Source organism: Azospirillum sp. NS33, from assembly GCF_059703765.1.
In genome coordinates this window covers 87401-106102 of record NZ_BAAKJB010000022.1, presented here as the reverse complement: position 1 = coordinate 106102, position 18702 = coordinate 87401, and the positions used below count along the sequence as shown (strand labels likewise).

The 18702-nt window shown below is 73.2% G+C and carries 13 protein-coding genes; 4 read left to right on the top strand and 9 right to left on the bottom strand.

All coding sequences use genetic code 11. The features are described from left to right. Positions 1-120: 120 nt before the first annotated feature. From AC6H2I_RS19495 to AC6H2I_RS19485, 3 genes are all read right to left on the bottom strand, one after another. Positions 121-693 carry an Hsp20/alpha crystallin family protein gene (locus tag AC6H2I_RS19495; protein ID WP_497502355.1) on the bottom strand — a complete coding sequence of 191 codons (573 nt, stop codon included), beginning with the start codon at positions 691-693 and terminating at the stop codon, positions 121-123. Between the two features lie 152 nt (positions 694-845). Further along, positions 846-1868, bottom strand: coding sequence for a YcjF family protein (locus AC6H2I_RS19490; RefSeq protein WP_497502354.1), 1023 nt, complete (start codon positions 1866-1868; stop codon positions 846-848). Beyond that, positions 1865-3277: a YcjX family GTP-binding protein gene (locus AC6H2I_RS19485; protein ID WP_497502353.1), complete on the bottom strand. Its 1413-nt coding sequence runs from the start codon at positions 3275-3277 to the stop codon at positions 1865-1867. The genes AC6H2I_RS19490 and AC6H2I_RS19485 overlap by 4 nt, the downstream gene beginning before the upstream one ends. Positions 3278-3503: 226 nt before the next feature. On the opposite strand from AC6H2I_RS19485, the gene AC6H2I_RS19480 reads away from it, so the two are divergent. After that, positions 3504-6425, top strand: a complete 2922-nt coding sequence (locus AC6H2I_RS19480) for an EAL domain-containing protein (RefSeq protein WP_497502352.1) — start codon at positions 3504-3506, stop codon at positions 6423-6425. Positions 6426-6494: 69 nt separating this feature from the next. Here the strand turns inward: AC6H2I_RS19480 and fabI are convergent, their stop codons facing one another. From fabI to murI, 4 genes are all read right to left on the bottom strand, one after another. Further along, positions 6495-7268: an enoyl-ACP reductase FabI gene (fabI, locus tag AC6H2I_RS19475; protein ID WP_497502351.1), complete on the bottom strand. Its 774-nt coding sequence runs from the start codon at positions 7266-7268 to the stop codon at positions 6495-6497. Between the two features lie 244 nt (positions 7269-7512). After that, on the bottom strand, positions 7513-7902 hold the full coding sequence (locus AC6H2I_RS19470; RefSeq protein WP_497502350.1) for a YgaP family membrane protein: 390 nt from the start codon (positions 7900-7902) through the stop codon (positions 7513-7515). 88 nt (positions 7903-7990) lie between these two features. After that, positions 7991-8923: a PRC-barrel domain-containing protein gene (locus AC6H2I_RS19465; protein ID WP_497502372.1), complete on the bottom strand. Its 933-nt coding sequence runs from the start codon at positions 8921-8923 to the stop codon at positions 7991-7993. Positions 8924-9009: 86 nt separating this feature from the next. Then, positions 9010-9858, bottom strand: coding sequence for a glutamate racemase (gene murI, locus AC6H2I_RS19460; protein ID WP_497502349.1), 849 nt, complete (start codon positions 9856-9858; stop codon positions 9010-9012). A gap of 166 nt (positions 9859-10024) precedes the next feature. Here murI and AC6H2I_RS19455 point away from each other — a divergent pair, with 166 nt between their 5' ends. From AC6H2I_RS19455 to AC6H2I_RS19445, 3 genes are all read left to right on the top strand, one after another. Continuing rightward, entirely contained in the window at positions 10025-10720 is a 696-nt protein-coding gene (locus AC6H2I_RS19455) for a hypothetical protein (RefSeq protein ID WP_497502348.1), read from the top strand. Between the two features lie 14 nt (positions 10721-10734). Next, positions 10735-12381 carry a Na/Pi cotransporter family protein gene (locus AC6H2I_RS19450; RefSeq protein WP_497502347.1) on the top strand — a complete coding sequence of 549 codons (1647 nt, stop codon included), beginning with the start codon at positions 10735-10737 and terminating at the stop codon, positions 12379-12381. Positions 12382-12780: 399 nt separating this feature from the next. Then, complete coding sequence (locus tag AC6H2I_RS19445; RefSeq protein ID WP_497502346.1) at positions 12781-14817, top strand: methyl-accepting chemotaxis protein; 2037 nt, start codon at positions 12781-12783, stop codon at positions 14815-14817. Between the two features lie 13 nt (positions 14818-14830). Here AC6H2I_RS19445 and xdhB read toward each other — a convergent pair whose 3' ends face one another. Both xdhB and xdhA read right to left on the bottom strand, forming a co-directional pair. Then, a complete protein-coding gene (xdhB, locus tag AC6H2I_RS19440; protein WP_497502345.1) occupies positions 14831-17161 on the bottom strand; it encodes a xanthine dehydrogenase molybdopterin binding subunit in 2331 nt (776 codons plus the stop codon). Continuing rightward, positions 17154-18641, bottom strand: a complete 1488-nt coding sequence (gene xdhA / locus AC6H2I_RS19435) for a xanthine dehydrogenase small subunit (protein WP_497502344.1) — start codon at positions 18639-18641, stop codon at positions 17154-17156. Before xdhA ends, xdhB begins: the two co-directional genes overlap by 8 nt. Between the last annotated feature and the right edge of the window lie 61 nt (positions 18642-18702).

Below are 18702 nucleotides of genomic sequence, written 5' to 3'. Positions count from 1 at the left end.
CGCGCCCCTCCCCCGGCCAGCGGGGGAGGGGCGAAACCACAGGCGACCGACCGATGGCCGCCGTCGGCGTGCCGTTCACCGGCGGGCCCGTTGCCGGCGGGCCCTCACCCCGGTGCGCCGTCAGTGCGCCGTTCCGGGGTCGGGCGCCGCGCCGCCGGCGGGACCACCGCCGATGGGAATGGCGCGGCCCCGCCGGCGCTCCTCCGCCGTCTTGGGCAGGGTGATGGTCAGCACGCCCTTGTCGAGCGTCGCGGCCACCGTCTCCGGGTCCACCGTCTCGGGCAGGCGGAACGACCGGGTGAAGGCACCGTAGCGGCGTTCGACCAGATGGTAGCTCTTCTTGTCGCCCGTTTCCTCCGTCTCGACCCTCTTCTCGCCCGTCAGCGTCAGCACGCCGTCGAGCACCGTCAACGACACGTCCTTCTCCTCCAGGCCCGGCAGATCGGCCGTGATCGTCACGGCGTCGTCGGTCTCGGCGATGTCGACCTGCGGCACCACCACCGGCGGCGCTGCGGCATGCAGCCGCCCGAAGGGCGCGAAGCGCCCGAAACCGCCATCGAAGAACAGGCCGTCGAACATGCGGTCCATCCGCTCCCGCATCTCCGCGATCGGATCGGCGGAGCGGCGGGGGCTGGACACCGCGCGATCGGTGCCGGTCGTCGCCGGCATCGTGGGGTCCAACGTCTCGGCCATGGCATCCCTCCTTGGGTGAGGAGCGGCGCCGGAAGCGTCGGAAGGGAGGATCCCTTCGACCAGCACTGTATCACATTTCCCGATTTCCGGGTGTGGATACCAGGGGGCTGCGTCGTCCTGCCGCGGCGCGGCCCGTCCCGTCGCAGCGCCGGCTACAGCACCTGCTTGGGCAGCGACAGCAGCTCCGTCCGGATGCGCCCGAGGCTGGGGCGGTTGTGCGGACCGAAGGCGACGGGGCGGCAGGTGTGCATGGCGGTGATGCCGACCCGCGCCGTCAGCAGGCCGTTGATGACCCCCTGTCCCACCCGCGTGGAGATGGCGGCGGCCAGCGAGCCGCCCAGGGCCTCCACGGTGATGTGGTGGGCGCTCTCGGCCACCCCGGCCACCGCGAGGTTGCCGAGCATCCGGCGCAGCAGGCGCAGCGAGCCGAGATAGCCGGGGCGCACGCCGTAGAGGCTGGCGATCTGGCGCACGAGCTTGAGGTTGCGCCACAGGACGATCGCAAGGTCGAGCGCGGCGGCCGGCGACAGGGCCGTCGCCACCGCGGTGTCGCGCGCCGCGCGCAGCGTGAGCTGGTAAGCCGCGCGGTCGAGGCCGGCCAGCACCTCGCGGTCGATCAGCCGCACCACCTCGCCGTCGTCGTGGGCGTCGGTGACGGCGTCCTTCAGCCGCTCCAGCACCGGCTCCAGATCGGGCCGGCCGCGATAGAGGCCGGCCAGGGCCCCGGCGAAGCGGTCGCCCTCGCCGTGCCCCGCCGCCCCCTCCAGGCGGTCGGCCTCGCCGCGCAGCGCCTCGATGCGGCGCAGCCGCTTGAGGCTCCGCAGCTCCTTCACGACCATGGCGGCGACGGCAACCAGCGCCACCCCGACCGCGGCCGCCACCGCGCTGCCCAGCGCCAGGCTCACGGCGAACGACCGGTCGAGCAGGTCGGCCGTGTCGAAGCCGAGGGCCACGGCGACGATGGTGCCCAGCGCCGCCGCCAGCCAGCGGCCGATCCGGCTGCGCGGCGGCGGGGCCGGAACCGGCAGCGCGGCCGGCCGCTCCTCGTCGGTGACGGCGCCGGCCGGCAGTTCGGCGGGCTCCGGCTCGTGGCGCGGCGGCGCCGCGGCGGCGGACCCGTCCGGGTCCAGCTCCATGGGCGCGATCCAGTCCCGCTCCGGGGTGCGTTCGCTCATGCCAGATGATCCCCCAGGAGGAACTGCAGGGCTTGGTCCAGACGGACATGGGGAAGGCCACGGCCGTCCGCCCCCGCCCCCACCGGCGGCGCGAAGCTGAGGAAGGTGTAGGGGCGCTCACGCCCCGGCGGGAACACCTCGTGCCCCTGGGGGATCTCCCCCGGGAACAGCACAGTCGGACGGTCGCGCCCCACGGGAACGCCGCGCACGCAGCGCAGCTGCCGTCCCTCGTGTTCGGCCACCACGGAGTCGGTGCATTTCATGGACGCGATCGCCATGGTCTCCACCGCCGCCCCCTCGAACCGGATCTGCGCCCGCGCGTCGCCGACGAAGCCGTCGAGCAGCGCCTTCAGGTTGCCGTGCTGGCTGGCGGCGATGTGGTCGGCCTTGGTGGCGCAGAACAGCACGCGGTCGATCCGGTTGCCGAGCAGCCAGTCGAACCAGCCGGCGCTGCCATGGCGGAACGGCTCCAGGCTGGTTTCCAGGGCCCGTTTCATGTCGGCCAGGCCGACCGGGCCGGCGTTCAGCGCCCCCAGCACGTCGATCAGCACGACCTGGCGGTCCAGCCGGGCGAAATGCTCCGTGAAGAACCGGCGCACCACCGAGGTCTTGTAGGCCTCGTAGCGCTCCTCCATCAGCGCCCACAGGGAGTGGCGCCCCCGCCGGTCGCCGGGCAGCGGGCAGAAGGTCAGCAGCGGCGCATCCTTCATGTCGCCCGGCTCGACGAAGCGGCCCGGCTGGATCAGGCTCAGCCCGGGCTCGATGCGGCGGCAGGCGTGGAGATAGGCGGTGTAGAGCGCCGCACCGCGGCGGGCCTCCTCCTCCTCGGCGCTGGCCGCGGGATCGACGTCCCCGGTCCAGGCCAGCCAGTCGGCCGCCAGCGGCGCGCGCGGCGGGTGGCGCGCCATCTCCAAGGTCATGCGGCTCCACTCGGCGAAGCTCAGGCGCATCAGCGGCAGGTCGAGCAGCCATTCCCCGGGATAGTCCACGATCACCAGGTTCAGGGTCGACACCGGATGCACCGTCCGCCGCAGCGCCGAGCCCGGCCGGTAGCGGACCGCCAGCCGAAGCTGGCTGATGCCGCGGGTCGCCTGCGGCCAGCCCGGATCGGGGCCGGTCAGGGCCGCGAGGTGGCGCTCGTAGTCGAAGCGCGGGACGTCGGCGTCGGGCTGCGGCTTGAGGCGGGCCGCCTGGTAGCGGCCGGTGGCCATGACGTCGAGGAACGGCAGCCGCCCGGCCTTGAGCAGGTTGTCCACCAGGGCGGTGACGAACACCGTCTTCCCGGAGCGCCGCAGCCCGGTGACCCCCAGGCGCACCTCCCCCTCGAGCATCCGCCCGGCGGCGTCGCCGAGCTGGTCGAACAGGCGGGTGCCGGCGCCGGCGAGGTCGGTGAGATCGGGGATTCGCAAGGCAGAGTGCTCCGTCTTGGGCGAGGACGACGCGGACCGCCCCCTTATAGGCGATCACGGCCCCGGCGCAAGCCAACCCGGCCCGGCGGTCCGCGGCCCGGGCCGTCCCGGAAACGTCATCTGTATGTAATCAAAGCTTTGTTCTCCTCAAATATGATCCATCCCGAAAACCAGTGCGGCGATCTCCGGTTGCGCCGGCCGCCTCTCGCACGGACGGACAGCGCCCATGACGTCGATCCCGACGGACATCGCCCCCGGCCACCGCGCGGTCGACGACCGCTCCGGAGGCGAGGCCGGGCGTGTCGCCGCGGCGCCACGGCTGCCCCTGCGCAAGCGCCTGTCCTACAAGCAGGCGCGCAACACCGTGCTGGTGACCGTCCTGCTGGGCATGCTGCTGGCGGCCGGACAGATCGTCATCGACCTCGTCCAGCTCGGCCGCACCACCGACGCCGTCGTCGGCCAGGTCCTGCGCACCGTGCGCGGCACCGCGGCGGAGGCCGCCTACGCCCTGGACGACGCGCTGGCCGCGCGCATGCTCGACGGGCTGTTCGCCTACAGCCCGATCGTCCGCGCCTCGGTGCGCGACGACTCCGGCCGCACGCTGGCCAGCCGCGAGCGCCCCGCGGTCGACGGCAGCCTCGGCTGGCTGGCGCGGCGCCTGCTGCCGGCCGACCGGACCTACTCCCTGCCGCTGGCCGTCGACCGCTACGACGGCCCGGTCGGCTGGCTGGAGGTGGCGGTCGACGGGGCGCTCGTGGCGGCCGACTTCTTCGAACGATCGGCGCGCCTGCTGATCGCCGGGCTGCTGTGGACCGCCGGTCTGGCGGCCGTGTTGGTGGTGAGTTTCCATATGTCCGTCACGAAGCCTTTCCTGCGCGTGTCCGGAGCCCTGGCCCGGGTCGATCCGGCGCGCCCTTCGGACGGGCTTCTCGCCATCCCGACCCGTCACCGCGACGACGAGATCGGCCTGCTGGGCCGCGCCATCAACGCCCTGCTGGTCCGCCTGGGCGGCTCGCTGGAGCAGCACCGCCGCACCGAGGCACGGCTGCGCGAGCGCGAGGCCCGCCTCAGCGGCATCATGGAGAACATCGCCGACGGCATCGTCACCCTCGATCCGCAGCATCGCGTGGAGACCATGAACCGCGCCGCCCTGGAGCTGTTCGGCTACGATGCGGACGCGATCGCCGGCCTGTCGTTCGACCGCTGCCTGGCCGACGGGGAGTTGCGCCGCTTCCTGGTGGCCCTCGCCCGCTGCCTCGACCGCCCCGCCGACCGCCACGAGGTGGTGCGCCAGGAGCTGACCGGCCGCCGCCGGGACGGCAGCACGGTGCCGATCGCCTTCTCGGTCAGCCAGATGCGGCTGGCCGAGCGCATGAGCTACATCTGCGTGGTCCAGGACATCGCCGAGCGCAAGCACGCCGAGCAGGCGCTGCGCGACAGCGAGCAGCGCCTCAAGCTCGCGGTGACCGCCACGCGCTCAGGCGTGTGGGACGTCGACCTGCGCAGCGGCGCGATGTGGTGGTCGCCGGAGTTCGTCACCATGCTGGGCTACGATCCCGACGACCTGGCGATGAAGCTGGGCAGCACATGGGAGGCGCTGGTCCACCCCGACGACCGGGCCTGGACCAGCGCCCTGGCGGAACGCTACCTGCGCGGCGAGGTGCCCGACTACTCCCCGGTCTACCGCATGCGCCGCAAGGACGGCGCCTGGGTGTGGATCGAGGCCAAGGGCCGGTGCGTGCGCGACGACGCCGGCGTGGCGCTGCGCTTCACCGGCACCATGGCCGACGTGACGGAGCGCAAGCGCTTCGAAGAGCAGCTCATGTACATGGCGACCCACGACCCGCTGACCGGGCTTCCCAACCGCACGCTGCTGCACGACCGCCTGGCCCACGCCATCGCCCTGGCACGGCGCAAGAACAGCCGGCTCGCCGCCCTGGTGGTCGACCTCGACCGCTTCAAGCTGGTCAACGACAGCCTCGGCCACGACGCCGCCGACCAGTTGCTGAAGGCGGTCGCCGGCGCGCTGTCGGACGCGGTGCGGAGCACCGACACGGTGGGGCGCCTGGGCGGCGACGAGTTCCTGGTGATCGCCGAGGACCTCGCCGACGCCCAGGACGCCGGGCGCGTCGCCAAGGCGGTGCTGCAGGCCCTCGCCCAGCCGATCACGGTGAACGACCGGACGCTGTTCGTCACCGCCTCCGTCGGCATCGCCACCAGCGACGACGAGGGCGCGGACGTGCCGGCCCTGCTGCGCCACGCCGACACCGCCATGCATTCGGCCAAGACCGGCGGCGGCAACACCTATCGGTTCTTCCGGCCGGAGATGAACGAGGAGGTGTCGGCCCGCCTCGCCCTGGAGAACGGGCTGCGCGAGGCGCTGGAGTACAACCGTTTCGAGCTGTTCTACCAGCCCAAGGTCGACGTCGCGTCGCTGCGCGTGATCGGCCTGGAGGCGCTGATCCGCTGGAACCGCCCGGGTCAGGGCTACCTGTCGCCGGCGCTGTTCATCCCGGTGGTGGAGGAGATGGGGATGATCGGCGCGCTCGGCGATTGGGTGATCCGGACCGCCCTGGCCCAGATCGCCGACTGGCAGGCGCGCGGCATCCCGCCCCTGCCCGTCTCCGTCAACGTTTCGGTCCGCCAGCTCGCCGGCGGCGGCCTCAGCCCCGAGACCCTGCGCGCCCACCTCGAGGCGAGCGGCGTCGATCCCCGGCTGCTGGAGCTGGAGCTGACGGAAACGACGATGATGGACAACATCGACACCATCGTCGAAACCCTGCACGCCCTGCGCGGCCTGGGCGTCGGGCTGGCGGTGGACGATTTTGGCACGGGCTACTCGTCGCTGGCCTACCTGCGGCGGCTGCCGATCACCGCCTTGAAGGTCGACCGCTCCTTCATCGACGAGGTCGCCGCCAACGACGACGACGCGGCGATCGCCGCGACGATCATCGCGATGGGCCGCCAGCTCGGCCTGCGGGTGGTGGCGGAGGGCATCGAGACCCCCGACCAGCTCGCCTTCCTGCGCCTCCACGCCTGCGACGAGGCCCAGGGGTTCCACTTCGCGCGGCCCCTGCCGACGGCGGAGCTGGAACGCCGCTTCCTCGACCGGGGCGGCTGGTCGCTGGACTCCGTCACCGACGTCTGACGGGGGGCCCCGTCAGACGTCGGCGAAGGGGGGCGCCGCCCGGCGCCGCCCTCAGCCCATGATGCCGTCTCAGCCCATGATGTTGTAGCCGGCGTCGACGTAGACCAGCGAGCCGGTGACCGCCTTGGCGGCGTCGCTGGCGAGATAGGCGGAGTAGGCGCCGACGTCGTCGACCGTGACCAGCCGGTGCTGGGGCGCGCGGTCCGCCGCCTTGGCCATCAGCTCGTCGAAGTGGTCGATGCCCGAGGCGGCGCGGGTCGCCAGCGGGCCCGGCGACAGCGTGTGCACGCGGATGCCCTTCGGCCCCAGCTCATAGGCGAGGTAGCGTGTGACGCTTTCCAGCGCCGCCTTGACCGGCCCCATCAGGTTGTAGTGCTCGACCACCTTGTCGGCGCCGTAGAAGCTCACGGTCTGCAGGCAGCCGCCGTCGGTCATCAGCGGCTCCGACAGGCGGGCCATGCGGATGAACGAATGGCACGACACGTCCATCGCCATGGCGAAGCCGTCGCGCGAGCAATCGGTGACCCGGTTGTGCAGATCGTCACGCGGGGCGAAGGCAATGGAGTGCAGAACGAAGTCGAGGCGGCCCCAGCGCTTGGTGATCTCGGCGAACACCGTCTCCATCTCGCCATCGACGCGGACGTCGAGGGGCATGACGATGCCGGCGCCCAGGGACTCCGCCACCGGGCGGACATGCGGCTCGGCCTTGGCGTTGAGATAGGTGATGGCCAGATCGTCCGCGCCCATCTCCCTGAACGCCTTGGCGCAGCCGTAGGCGATGCTGCTCTGGTTGGCGATGCCGACGATCAGTCCGCGCTTGCCCTTCAACGAAATCAACGACATGTCCTCTTGTCCCCTCAATCGAGTCCGTTCCACGGCCGCCGGCAGGGCGTCGCCGGTTGTGCACCGCACCATAAACCAGGCGAAGGTCAGGCGCAACGAGGGACACAGGCAACAAAAACATCATATTAGCATCGCCTTGAACAAGATGCGCGACGACGGATGAAACAAAACACCGGGCAGGGATATACCCTGCCCGGTTACTGGGACAATACAGTTCGGCCCCCCCGCAATGGCGACGGCCGGGTCAGGTGGCGCCGGGCGCGAACGACGGCGGGTCGCTGGCGGGGAAGGACTCCTCGGACGCCTCGTCGACCCGCTCCTTGGTGTCGGCCGGCCGATAGATGTCGCCGGGGTTGCGCGAGTAGGGATCGCGGCCGGGGTCGACGTCGGCGTTGGGGATGGCCCTGGCGCGGACGTCCCGCCACATCCCGGCCACGCCGTAGACCGGGCAGTACCCGGTCAGCCCGCGCGCCACCAGCGCGCCGCCGGCCAGCGCCATGGCCGCCCCCGACACGGTGGGCCGGCGCACCCCGAGCACCGCCAGCACGCTGCCACCCACCAGCGACAGCAGGCGTTCGGTGTGACCGACATTGATCATCCGGTCGAAGTCGCGATCGTCGGAGTCCTGCGCCATCGTCGTCTCCTCAAGGGTTCCTGGGTCTCGTTGCGGCCGTCCCACTTGGGGGGCCGTCGGACTGGGGCCGTGGGACGGGGGGGCCGTCTCACTGGGTGGCGGGCGCGCCGGGCACCGGATCCCCGGGCGGGGGCGGCACGACCGCCTCCGGGGTGTCGGCGGGCAGCGCCTCCTCGATCCGGCGGGACAGCCCGTCGACCCCCTGCGACAGCCGCTGCACCTCGCGTTCCAGGCGCGCCACCGCCTCGCTGCTGCGGCCGGCCCGCTCCACCTGGCCGGCCAGCGCCGCCCCGCCCTCCAGCCAGTAGGGCTCGACCCCGTAATAGGTGTGCAGGGCCAGCGCCCAGCGCCGGTCGGTCATGTCCGGACGCTGGTCGCGGGTGAACTGGGGCGCGGTGACCAGGCGGTCGCGCGGCACGGTCAACACCAGCCCGTCGCCCCGCGCTCCGGTTTCGAACACCGCCCAGGGAACGGGGAAGTAGCGTTCGCCGAGACCGAGGAACCCGCCCAGCTCGACCACCGCATAGGCGACCCGCCCGCTGCGCGGGTCGATCACCACCTCGCGGATGGTGCCGACCTCGTCGCCCTCGGACCCCTGAAGCGCCAGTTCCTTGAGGCCGTCGGCCGAGACCACCCGCGGGGTGTGGATGGCGCCGACCAGGCCGACGCCCCGCCGCACGACCCGCGCGCACCCCGCACCGTCCGCGGCGTCCGCCAGGCGCCGGGCGGTGGTGCGCAGATTGTCCAGCTCGGCCATCTCGTCCCGGGTCAGCCCGGGCTGCGGGGCCGCGCCGCCATCCAGCGCGTCGGCCTCCTGGTCGAGGCGGGCCAGGCCGTCGGCGCACACCCCTTGCGGAGCGGCCCCCTGCTCCTGCCCCTGCCCCTGCCCCTGCCCCTGGGGAGCCTGCGCGTGCGCCACCGTCGTGGACAGGCCGGCCAGCACCCCCGTCATGAGCGTCGTGACGAGCACCAGCAATCGCATTGCGGCCTCCACCTCGCGTTGATCCTGGCCGATGAACACGACAGCCAAGGCGGAGGTTCCCGAGATGCCCGCGCAGGCCGCTGCGCGGGCGGTGGCCGCGCCGTCTCCGGCGCGGGCCGGGCCGGTCAGGCGCCCGCAGCCTCGAAGCGGGTCGGGCTGGCGAAGAAGCGGCCGGCCAGCTCGGTCACCCGTGCGGTGTCGCCGGTGGTGAGGAAGCGGACCGGCGGCGCCGCGGCCGGGTCAGGCGCGAACTCCGGATGGCGCTCCAGGTACTTGTCGAGCGAGCGGGCCACCAGGCTGGGCTGGCACAGCACCTCGGTTCCCGGCGGCAGGGCCTGGACGAACAGGTCGACGACCAGGGGATAGTGGGTGCAGCCCAGCACCACCGTGTCGAGCGGACGGCCGCCCGCGGCCGCCCGCAGGGCGGCGACGTGGCCGCTCACGACGGGCCCGACGGTGGCGGCGGACGCCCCCCGTTCGATGAGCGGCACCAGATCCGGGCAGGGCTGCTGGATCACCGTCACGTCCGGGGCGCGCTTGGCGATCTCCCGGGGGTAGGCGCCGCTGGCCACCGTGCGCGGCGTGGCGAAGACACCGACGGTGCGGGGTTCGGGGAGGCGGTCGCCGGGCGGCTCCTCGACCATCCAGGGGACGCGGGTGATCGCCTCGACCACCGGCACCAGAACGCCCAGCACGTTGCGGCCGGGGGCGCGCCCCGGCAGCCAGGTGCGCTGCAGGCGCCGCAACGCCACCGCCGACGCGGTGTTGCAGGCGAGGACCACCAGCCGGCAGCCGTGGTCGAACAGGCGCTCCACGCCGCGCACCGTCAGCGCGAACACCTCGTCCTCGCTGCGCGCGCCGTAGGGCGCCGCGGCGTGGTCGCCCAGGTACACGAACGGCCGCCCCGGCGCCGCGTCGACCAGGGCCCGAAGCACCGTCAGGCCGCCATGGCCGGAATCGAAAACGCCGATCAACGCCGCTGTCCCCCCCCCGATGCGCTGGAGACACCGGCAAACCACAATCGGCCGGCCGCTTCAAGCGGGATCGGCGGTGGTGGACAAGCCCCGGTTGCCCGCGCTACACCCGGGCCCGTGCCACACCGCGCTCCGGACGGCCGGCACGGGTCAAGGGGAGGCAGCGATGGCGCCAGGGACACGGACACCGGCCTACACCGGCGGCGGCCGGCGCCGCGGCTCGATCGTCGCCCTCGCCGGGTCGCTGATCGCCGTGCTGGTCCTCAACGCGCTGATCGGCCTGTTCGCGATCCACTACGCCGGCGACGCCGACGCCCGCGACCAGGAGACGCTGTCCCGCCTGACCCACGCCCTCGACACCGCGCGCGAAGCGCAGGTCGCCTTCAAGGTGCAGGTGCAGGAGTGGAAGAACGTGCTGCTGCGCGGCCACCATCCGGCCGACTACGACCGCCATTTCACGGGATTCGAGGCGCAGGAGCGGCGCGCCCACGACCGGCTCGAGGCCCTGGCCGGCATGGCCGGGGACCTCGGGCTCGACGCCGGGGCGGTGGCCGGGACGCGGTCCAGCCACGCCGCGCTGGGCGAGCGCTACCGCACGGCGCTGGCGATGTTCGACCGCGCGGACCCGGCCAGCGTCGCCACGGTCGACGACGCGGTGCGGGGGATCGACCGTCCGCTGGACGACGCCATCGATGCGCTGGCCGAGGCGGTGCGCACGCGCGCCCGGGATGTCCGAACGGCGGTGGACACGGCGCGCGCCGAGCGGTACGAGACGCTGCGCACGGTCGCCATCGCCAGCATGCTGGTGGGCATCGTCCTGGTCGGGGCGATCCTCGTGCGCACCAGTTTCCGGGCCGGCTGACGGGGGGAGAGCGGGTGGAGATCCTTGCCACGCTGTTTGGTGGCCTCGGCCTGTTCTTCACCGGCGTGAAGCTGATCGGCCGGAACCTCCAGCACATGGCCGGGCGGCGGTTCCGCCTGGTGCTGGGCCGGGCCACCGGCAACCCGCTCCTGGCCGCCGGCGCCGGCACGCTGCTGGGCATGCTGACCCAGAGCACCAACGCCGCCACCTTCATCGTCATCAATCTCGTCACCGCGGGCGCCCTGACCGTGCGCCAGGCGCTGGCCCTGGTGGGCTGGTCCAACCTCGGCACCTCGGCGCTGGTGCTGCTGGCGGTGCTCGACCTGCGGCTGGCCGTGCTCTACCTGCTCGGCGTCACCGGCGTCTGCTACTACCTCGACCTCGACAAGTCGACGCGCTACCGCCACGTGGTGGGCGCGCTGCTCGGCCTCGGCACGCTGTTCCTCGGCCTCTCGCTGCTGAAGGAGGCGGCCGAGCCCCTGCGCGCGCTGCCCTGGGTCGAGGCGGCGATGCGCTTCGCCGCCGCCTCCGACGCCCTGCTGATGCTGCTGGGGCTGGCGGTGACGATGGTCGCCCAATCCTCGGCGACGGTGTCGGTGCTGGCGGTGACGATGGCCGGAGCCGGGCTGATCGGCGAGCCGGAAACCATCATGGTGGTGCTCGGGGCCAACCTCGGGTCCGGCCTCAGCACGCTCCTGATGGCCGGCAACCTCGCGGGCACGCCGCGCCAGCTCGGGATCTTCCAGGCGCTGTTCAAAGCGCTGGCGGTCGCCATCCTGGCCCCCCTGTTCCTGTCGGAATCGGCGTGGGCCGTGCCGTTGCTGCACCAGCTCGTCGGCGACTCCGCGGACGGGCTGACCATGCGCGTCGCCTGGGTGTTCCTGGCGTGCCAGATCCTGCCGGCCGTGCTGATGCTGCCGCTCCACGGCCCGGTGGCACGCCTGCTGGCGCGTCTGTCCCCGCCCTCCAGGGGCGAGGTTCTGGCGCGGCCCCAGTACCTCTACGATCAGGCGCTGGTCGACGCGGAATCGGCTCTGGCCCTGGTGGACAAGGAACAGGCCCGGCTCGCCCGGCACCTCCCCGACTATCTGGACGCGGTGCGCGAGGCGCCGGACACCGACGAGCCCGTTCCGTTCCGCGACCTGCACGAGGCCACCTCGACCCTGGCCCGGGCCATCGACGCCTTCCAGACCGAGCTTCTGGACGGTTCCATGGGTCGCGACGCCCTGGAACGCGGCATGCGCCTGCAGGCCCGCCAGGAGGTTCTGGTGTCCCTCAACGACAGCGTCCACGAGCTGGTGTCGGGAATCGTCGCCGCGCCGGCCGACGCCGGCCCGGCGCACCCGCTCACCCGCAACCTCGTCGAAAGCCTCCACGCCCTGCTGTCGACGGTGGCCGACACCGCCGCGGACCCGGACCCCGGCGACGTCGAGATGCTGGTTGCGCTGGCGTCCGACCGTTCCGAGCTGATGGAGCGCACCCGGACCAGCCTGCTGCGCACCGACACGCCGCCCTCCCTCGCGGTGCGCCAGGCGCTGTTCAGCCAGACCGCCGTGTTCGAGCGGGTCGTCTGGTTGATCCGCCGCTACGCCCTGCTGCTGCGCCCGGCCCAGGCCGAGACGATCGGCCGCGCCGCGGTGGCCGAAGCCACGGCGGGCTGACGCCCCTTCCACGGGGCGGAAACGCCAGCACGATGCGCCGGCCCGTGGAACCGCCTGTCCGACACGGTGACGGGACGCGGTGACGGGACGGCGCCGGCCGGTGCGGCGCGTCCTGGCACCGCCGGCCGCGCCCGGCCCGCCGCAACCCACCACCCGCGACGCGCTCCGGACCACATCATCCGGATGGCTCCCTTGCCTGATACGTGTTGTCGCCCGATGTATGAAATTGACGATTTTTGAATTCATCCAAAATTCCGGGTCCGGTATTCAAGTATTGAACTCACCGCTCACGAACGGATCTCTTTTTACTCGACTTTAAATCGACACGGGAATGCTGGGAGGGTGCCTGCAGCCACCGCGTGGCAGCTCGGCATCCCTCACCGACAGGACGACCGGACCATGACGACCACCACGCCTCCTCGCGAATCCAGCCTCTTCGCCAATCTTCGGGTGCCGACACGGATCTTCATCGGGTTCGGCGCCGTGCTTCTCCTGCTGGTCGGGCTGAGCGCCGCGGCGTGGCTGTCGGTCCGCGCCGGCGAGGCCAATCTGGCCGACTACACCGCGCAGTCCGACATCGCCCTTCTCAGCGCCCAGGCGGACACCACCCTGCTGCGGGCCCGGCTGGCGGCGAACCGCTTCCACGCGTCGGGCGCCGAGAACGCCGTGACGGAGTTCCGCGCCGCCGCCAGCGAACTCGAGCGGATCAGCGCCGACATCAAGGCGGCGTCGGCGTCGGAGCGGACGGCGTCCGAGCGTGTGGTCGCCCTGGAGAAGCAATACGCCGCCGCGTTCGGCCAGCTGGTCGCCCTGCGCGCTCGCCAGAACCGGCTGATGGCCGAGGTCGTCAACGGCCTGGGCACCGAGATCCGCGGCCTGCTCACCGAGGTCAGCGACGCCGAGATGGCCCTGCGCTCCGTGGACACCGTGATCCCCGCGGCCCGGCTCAACGCCCAGTTTCTGCTCGCCCGCACGGTTGCCGCGCGGTTTGTCGCCGGCCACGCCGCGGCGGACCGCGACGAGGTCGGCCAGATCATCGCATCGGTCCGCGAGGGGGTCGAGCGCCTGCGCGCCATGGCTCTGGCCGACGGGCAAGCGGAGCGGCTCGCCCGGGTCGCCGACCGGCTGCCCGCCTACGCCGCCGGGTTTGGCGACCTCGCCGGGGTCATCGCCGATCTGACGGCGATCGTCGACGGCCCGCTGTCCACCCTGGGCGGCGAGCTGAGCGCGGCCACCTCGGCGATCCGCGCCGAGGCCGCCGCCGCCCAGTCGACGGTGGCCGCCAGGGCCGAGCGTGACGCCGCCGGCGCCGAGACCACGACGCTGGCCCTGTCCCTCGGCGCCCTCGCCCTCGGTGCGCTGCTGGCGTGGCTGATCGCCCGGTCGATCGCGGTTCCCGTGGCCGCCATGACCGACGCCATGCGCCGCCTGGCGTCGGGCGACACCGCCTCGGCGATCCCGGCGCTGGGCCGCAAGGACGAGATCGGCGCGATGGCCGAGGCCGTCCAGGTCTTCCGTGCCTCGATGATCCGCACCCGCGAGATGGAGGAGGAGGCCAGGGCCGCCGAGGTCAGGGCGGCGGCCGACCGCCGGGAGGCCATGAACCGGCTGGCCGACAGCTTCCAGGCCAGCGTGCAGGGGGTGGTGGAGACCGTCGCCTCGGCCTCCACCGAGATGCAGGCCTCGGCCTCCGCCCTCTCGGCCACCGCCACCCAGACCAGCCAGCAGGCCGCCGCCGTGGCCAACGCCGCCCACGGCGCCTCGGCCAACGTCCAGACCGTCGCCACCGCCACCGAGGAGCTGTCGGCCACCATCGGCGAGATCGGCCAGCAGGTCACCGTCTCGGTGGAGATCGCCGGCGAGGCGGTCGGCGAGGCCGGCCGCACCACCGCCACCATGCGCGGCCTGGTCATCGCCGCCCAGCAGATCGGCGAGGTGGTCGACCTGATCACCGGCATCGCCGGCCAGACCAACCTGCTGGCGCTCAACGCCACCATCGAGGCGGCGCGCGCCGGCGAGGCCGGCAAGGGCTTCGCCGTGGTCGCCCAGGAGGTCAAGGCGCTGGCCACCCAGACCGCCCGCGCCACCGAGGAGATCCAGATCAAGGTCAAGGAGATCCAGGGCGCCACGGAGGGGGCGAGCACCGCCATCGACGGCATCGGCCGGACCATCACCCGGATGAACGAGATCGCCACCGCCATCGCCTCGGCCATCGAGGAGCAGGGCGCGGCGACCCGGGAGATCGCCCTCAACGTCGCCCAGGCCGCCCGCGGCACCGAGGCGGTCACCGGCACCATCGCCGGAGTCAACCAGGCCGCCGCCGAAACCGGCGCCGCCGCCACCCAGGTGCTGGGCGCCGCCGAGGGCCTGTCGCGCGAGGCCGAAACCCTGCGCGCCGAGGTGACGACGTTCATCGCCACCGTCCGCGCCGCCTGACGGCGCGCCCTACCTACCCGCCCGCGCGCAGCGCCTCGCACGCCATCAGAACCCGCTCCGGCGTGGCCGGTGCGTCGAGGCGCACCGGGCGGCGGTGGCCGCCCACCGCGGCCACCGCGTCCTTCAGCGCCAGCCAAGCCGACAGCGCCAGCATCAGCGGCGGTTCGCCCACCGCCTTGGAGCGGTGGATGGTGTCGGCGCGGTTCGGGCGGGCGTCGAACAGACGCACCCGGAAATCGACGGGCAGGTCACGGCTGGTGGGGATCTTGTAGGTGCTGGGGGCGTGGGTCTTCAGGCGCCCCTGGGCGTCCCACCACAGCTCCTCGCAGGTCAGCCAGCCCAGCCCCTGGACGAAGGCGCCCTCCACCTGGCCGAGGTCGATGGCCGGATTGATGGAGCCGGAGCAATCGTGCAGCAGGTCGGTGCGGGTGAAGCGGTACTCGCCGGTCTCGGTGTCGACCAGGGCCTCGCTCACCGCCGCGCCATAGGCGAAGTAGTAGAAGGGGTGGCCCCGCCCCGCCGCGCGGTCCCACCAGATCGTCGGCGTCTTGTAGTGGCCGGTCGCGGAAAGGTGCACCCGGTTGAGAAAGGCCAGCCCGGCCAGTTCGGCGAAGGTGAAGGCGTGGTTGCCGGCGACCACGCGGTTGTCCCGGAACACGACCGTGTCCGGGGCGACCTTGCAGTGCTCCGCCAGGAAGGCGACGAGCCGGTTCTTCACCGTGCGGGCGGCCATGCGCGCCGCCTGGCCGTTGAGGTCGGTCCCGGTCGACGCCGCCGAGGGCGGGGCGTTGGGCACCTTGTCGGTGACACTGGCGGTGACCCGCAGGACGTCCGCGTCGACCTGGAACTCGTGGGCGACGATCTGGGCGATCTTGGTGTGGATGCCCTGCCCCATCTCGGTGCCGCCGTGGTTCACCTCGACCGAGCCGTCGGCGTAGACGTGGACCAGCGCCGAGGCCTGGTTCAGGTGGTGGGCGGTGAACGAGATGCCGAACTTCACCGGCGTCAGCGCCAGGCCGCGCTTGAGCACCGGGCTGGCGGCGTTGTGGGCGTCGATCGCGGCGCGGCGCGCCCGGTAGTCGGCCGTGCGTTCCAGCTCGTCCATCAGCTCGGCCACGATGTCGGCGTCCGCCACGGTCATGCCGTAATGGGTGGTGGTGCGTCCCGGGCCGCCGTAGAGGTTGAGGCGGCGCACGTCCAGCGGGTCGCGGCCGACCGCCCGCGCCACCTCGTCGACCACGTGCTCGATGGCGGCCATCCCCTGGGGGCCGCCGAAGCCGCGGAAGGCGGTGTTGGAGACGGTGTTGGTGCGGCAGCGGTGGCCGACCACGGTGATGTCCGGGATGAAGTAGGCGTTGTCGGCGTGGAACATGGCGCGGTCGACGACCCCGTTGGACAGGTCCAGCGAGATGCCGCAGCGCGCCGCCAGCTCCATGTGGAGCGCCAGGATGCGCCCGTCGCCGTCGAAGCCCACGGTGTAGCGGGCCAGGAAATCGTGGCGCTTGCCCGTCATCACCATGTCGGTGTCGCGGTCGAGGCGCAGCTTGACCGGGCGGCCCGTCCGCACCGCCAGCACCGCCGCCAGCGCCGCCACATGGGCCGCCTGGGACTCCTTGCCGCCGAACGCGCCGCCCATGCGCCGGCATTCCACCGTCACCGCGTTCATCGGCCGCCCCAGGGTGCGCGCGACGATGTGCTGCACCTCCGACGGGTACTGGGTCGAGGCGTGGATGCGCATTTCCCCGTCCTCCCCGGGGATGGCGTAGGCGATGTGGGTCTCCAGGTAGAAATGATCCTGGCCGCCGATGTCGAGGTCGCCCGACAGCCGGCGCGGCGCGGCGGCCAGGGCGGCGGCGGCGTCGCCGCGCCGCATGGTCAGGCTGGGCGAGACGAAGCTGCCGGCCGCCAGCGCCTCGGCGATCCCCAGCCGGGGCGGCAGGTCGTCGTAGTCCACCGCCACCAGCGCGGCGGCGGCGCGGGCCGCCGCCAGCGTCTCGGCCGCCACCGCGACCACCGCCTGGCCGGCGTAGGTGACGCGGTCGGGGGCGAGGATGGGGTCGCCCGGCTCGACCGCGCCGACGTCGGGGTTGCCGGGCACATCGCCGTGGGTCATCACCGCATGCACGCCGGGCGCGCGGCGCGCCGGCTCCAGGTCGAGGGCGCGGATGCGGGCGTGGGCCCGGTCGGACAGGCACAGCGCCGCGTGCAGGGTGCCCGGCAGCTCCGGCAGGTCATCGACGTAGGCGGCGGTCCCGGTCACGTGCTTGCGCGCGCTGTCATGGGCCAGCGCCGTGTGCACGTCGCCGCGGATCGGGCGTACGGCGGTGTCGGCTCCGTCAGCCATCGGCGTTCTCCAAGGCATGGGCGTCCTCGCCCGCGGTGACGCGGTGGAAGCGGCGCAACAGGTTGCCGGCCACGGTGCGGCGGTAGGCGGCGCTGGCGCGGGCGTCGTCGATCGGCGCGAAGTCCGCCGCCAGCGCCGCCACCGCACGCGCCACGGTGGCCGCGGTCCAGGGCTGGCCGACCACCGCGGCCTCGGCCCGCAGGGCCCGGGCCGGCGTCGCCGCCATGCCGCCGTAGCCGGCCCGGAAGCGGATGACCGTGCCGGCGTCGTCCACCGCCAGCGTGAACGCCGCGCACACCGCCGCGATGTCCTGATCGCGCCGCTTCGACACCTTCCACACCGCAAAGCGCTCCCCGCCGCCCGGCACGGGGATGCGGATGCGCTCCAGGAACTCGCCCGGCTGCAGCGCCGTCCGGCGGTAGCCGAGATAGAAGGCGTCCAGCGGCACGGTGCGCCGCGCCCCACCGGCGTTCAGAACGACCTCCGCCCCAAGCGCCAGCAGCGCCGGCATGCTGTCACCGATGGGCGAGCCGTTGGCGACGTTGCCGCCCAGCGTGCCGGCATTGCGCACCTGGGCCGCGCCGAGCCGGCGCACCAGCGCGGCGAAGGCCGGGACGTGGCGGTCCAGGGCCGGCAGCAACGCGGCGTAGGACACCGCCGCGCCGACGTCCAGGTGCCCGTCCCCCTCGACCACGGTGCGCAGCTCCGCCACCGCGCCGAGGTGGATCACCACCGGCAGGTGGCGGCGCTGCTTGGTCACCCAGAGGCCCACGTCGGTGGCGCCGGCGACCAGGGTCGCCCCGGGGTGGGCGGCCACCGCCGACGCCAGATCCGGCAGCGAGCGGGGCGCCAGGAACACCCCGGCGGGCCCGTCGAGCGCCAGGGCCTCCCGGCGCTCCAGGGTCTCCAGGAGCGCCGCCGCGCCGGCCTCGGCGCGGTCGAACCGCTCCGCCGCCGCGGGATCGGGGTCCCCATGCATCCGCCGCGCCGCGTCGAGGATCGGCCGGTAGCCGGTGCAGCGGCAGAGATTGCCGGCCAGCGCGTCGTGGATGGCGGCATCGTCCGGCGGTCCGCCGGCGGCGTCGGCCGCCCGGAAGAGGTCGAACAGGGCCATCGCGAAGCCGGGCGTGCAGAAGCCGCACTGCGACGCATTGGCCGCGACCAGCGCGCGCTGCACCGGGTGGAGGTCGCCACCGCCGGGGGCCAGGTCCTCCACCGTCATCAGCAGCTTGCCGTCGATCATCGGCAGGAACAGGATGCAGGCGTTGACGGCACGGTAGCGCAACGGCCGTCCGCCCGCGCCGGCCGGCGCGCGCTCGCCGATCACCACGGTGCAGGCGCCGCAATCGCCCTCGGCGCACCCCTCCTTGGTGCCGCGCCGCGCGGTCGATCGCAGCCAGTCCAGAACCGTGGTCGTCGGCGCCACGCCGCTGGCCTCGACCACCCGACCGCCCATCACGAAGCGCACCGTGCCCGCCATGCTCCCTCCCGCCGGCATTCCCGACCATCATCATGGGGGAAGGAAACGGCGACCGGCAAGC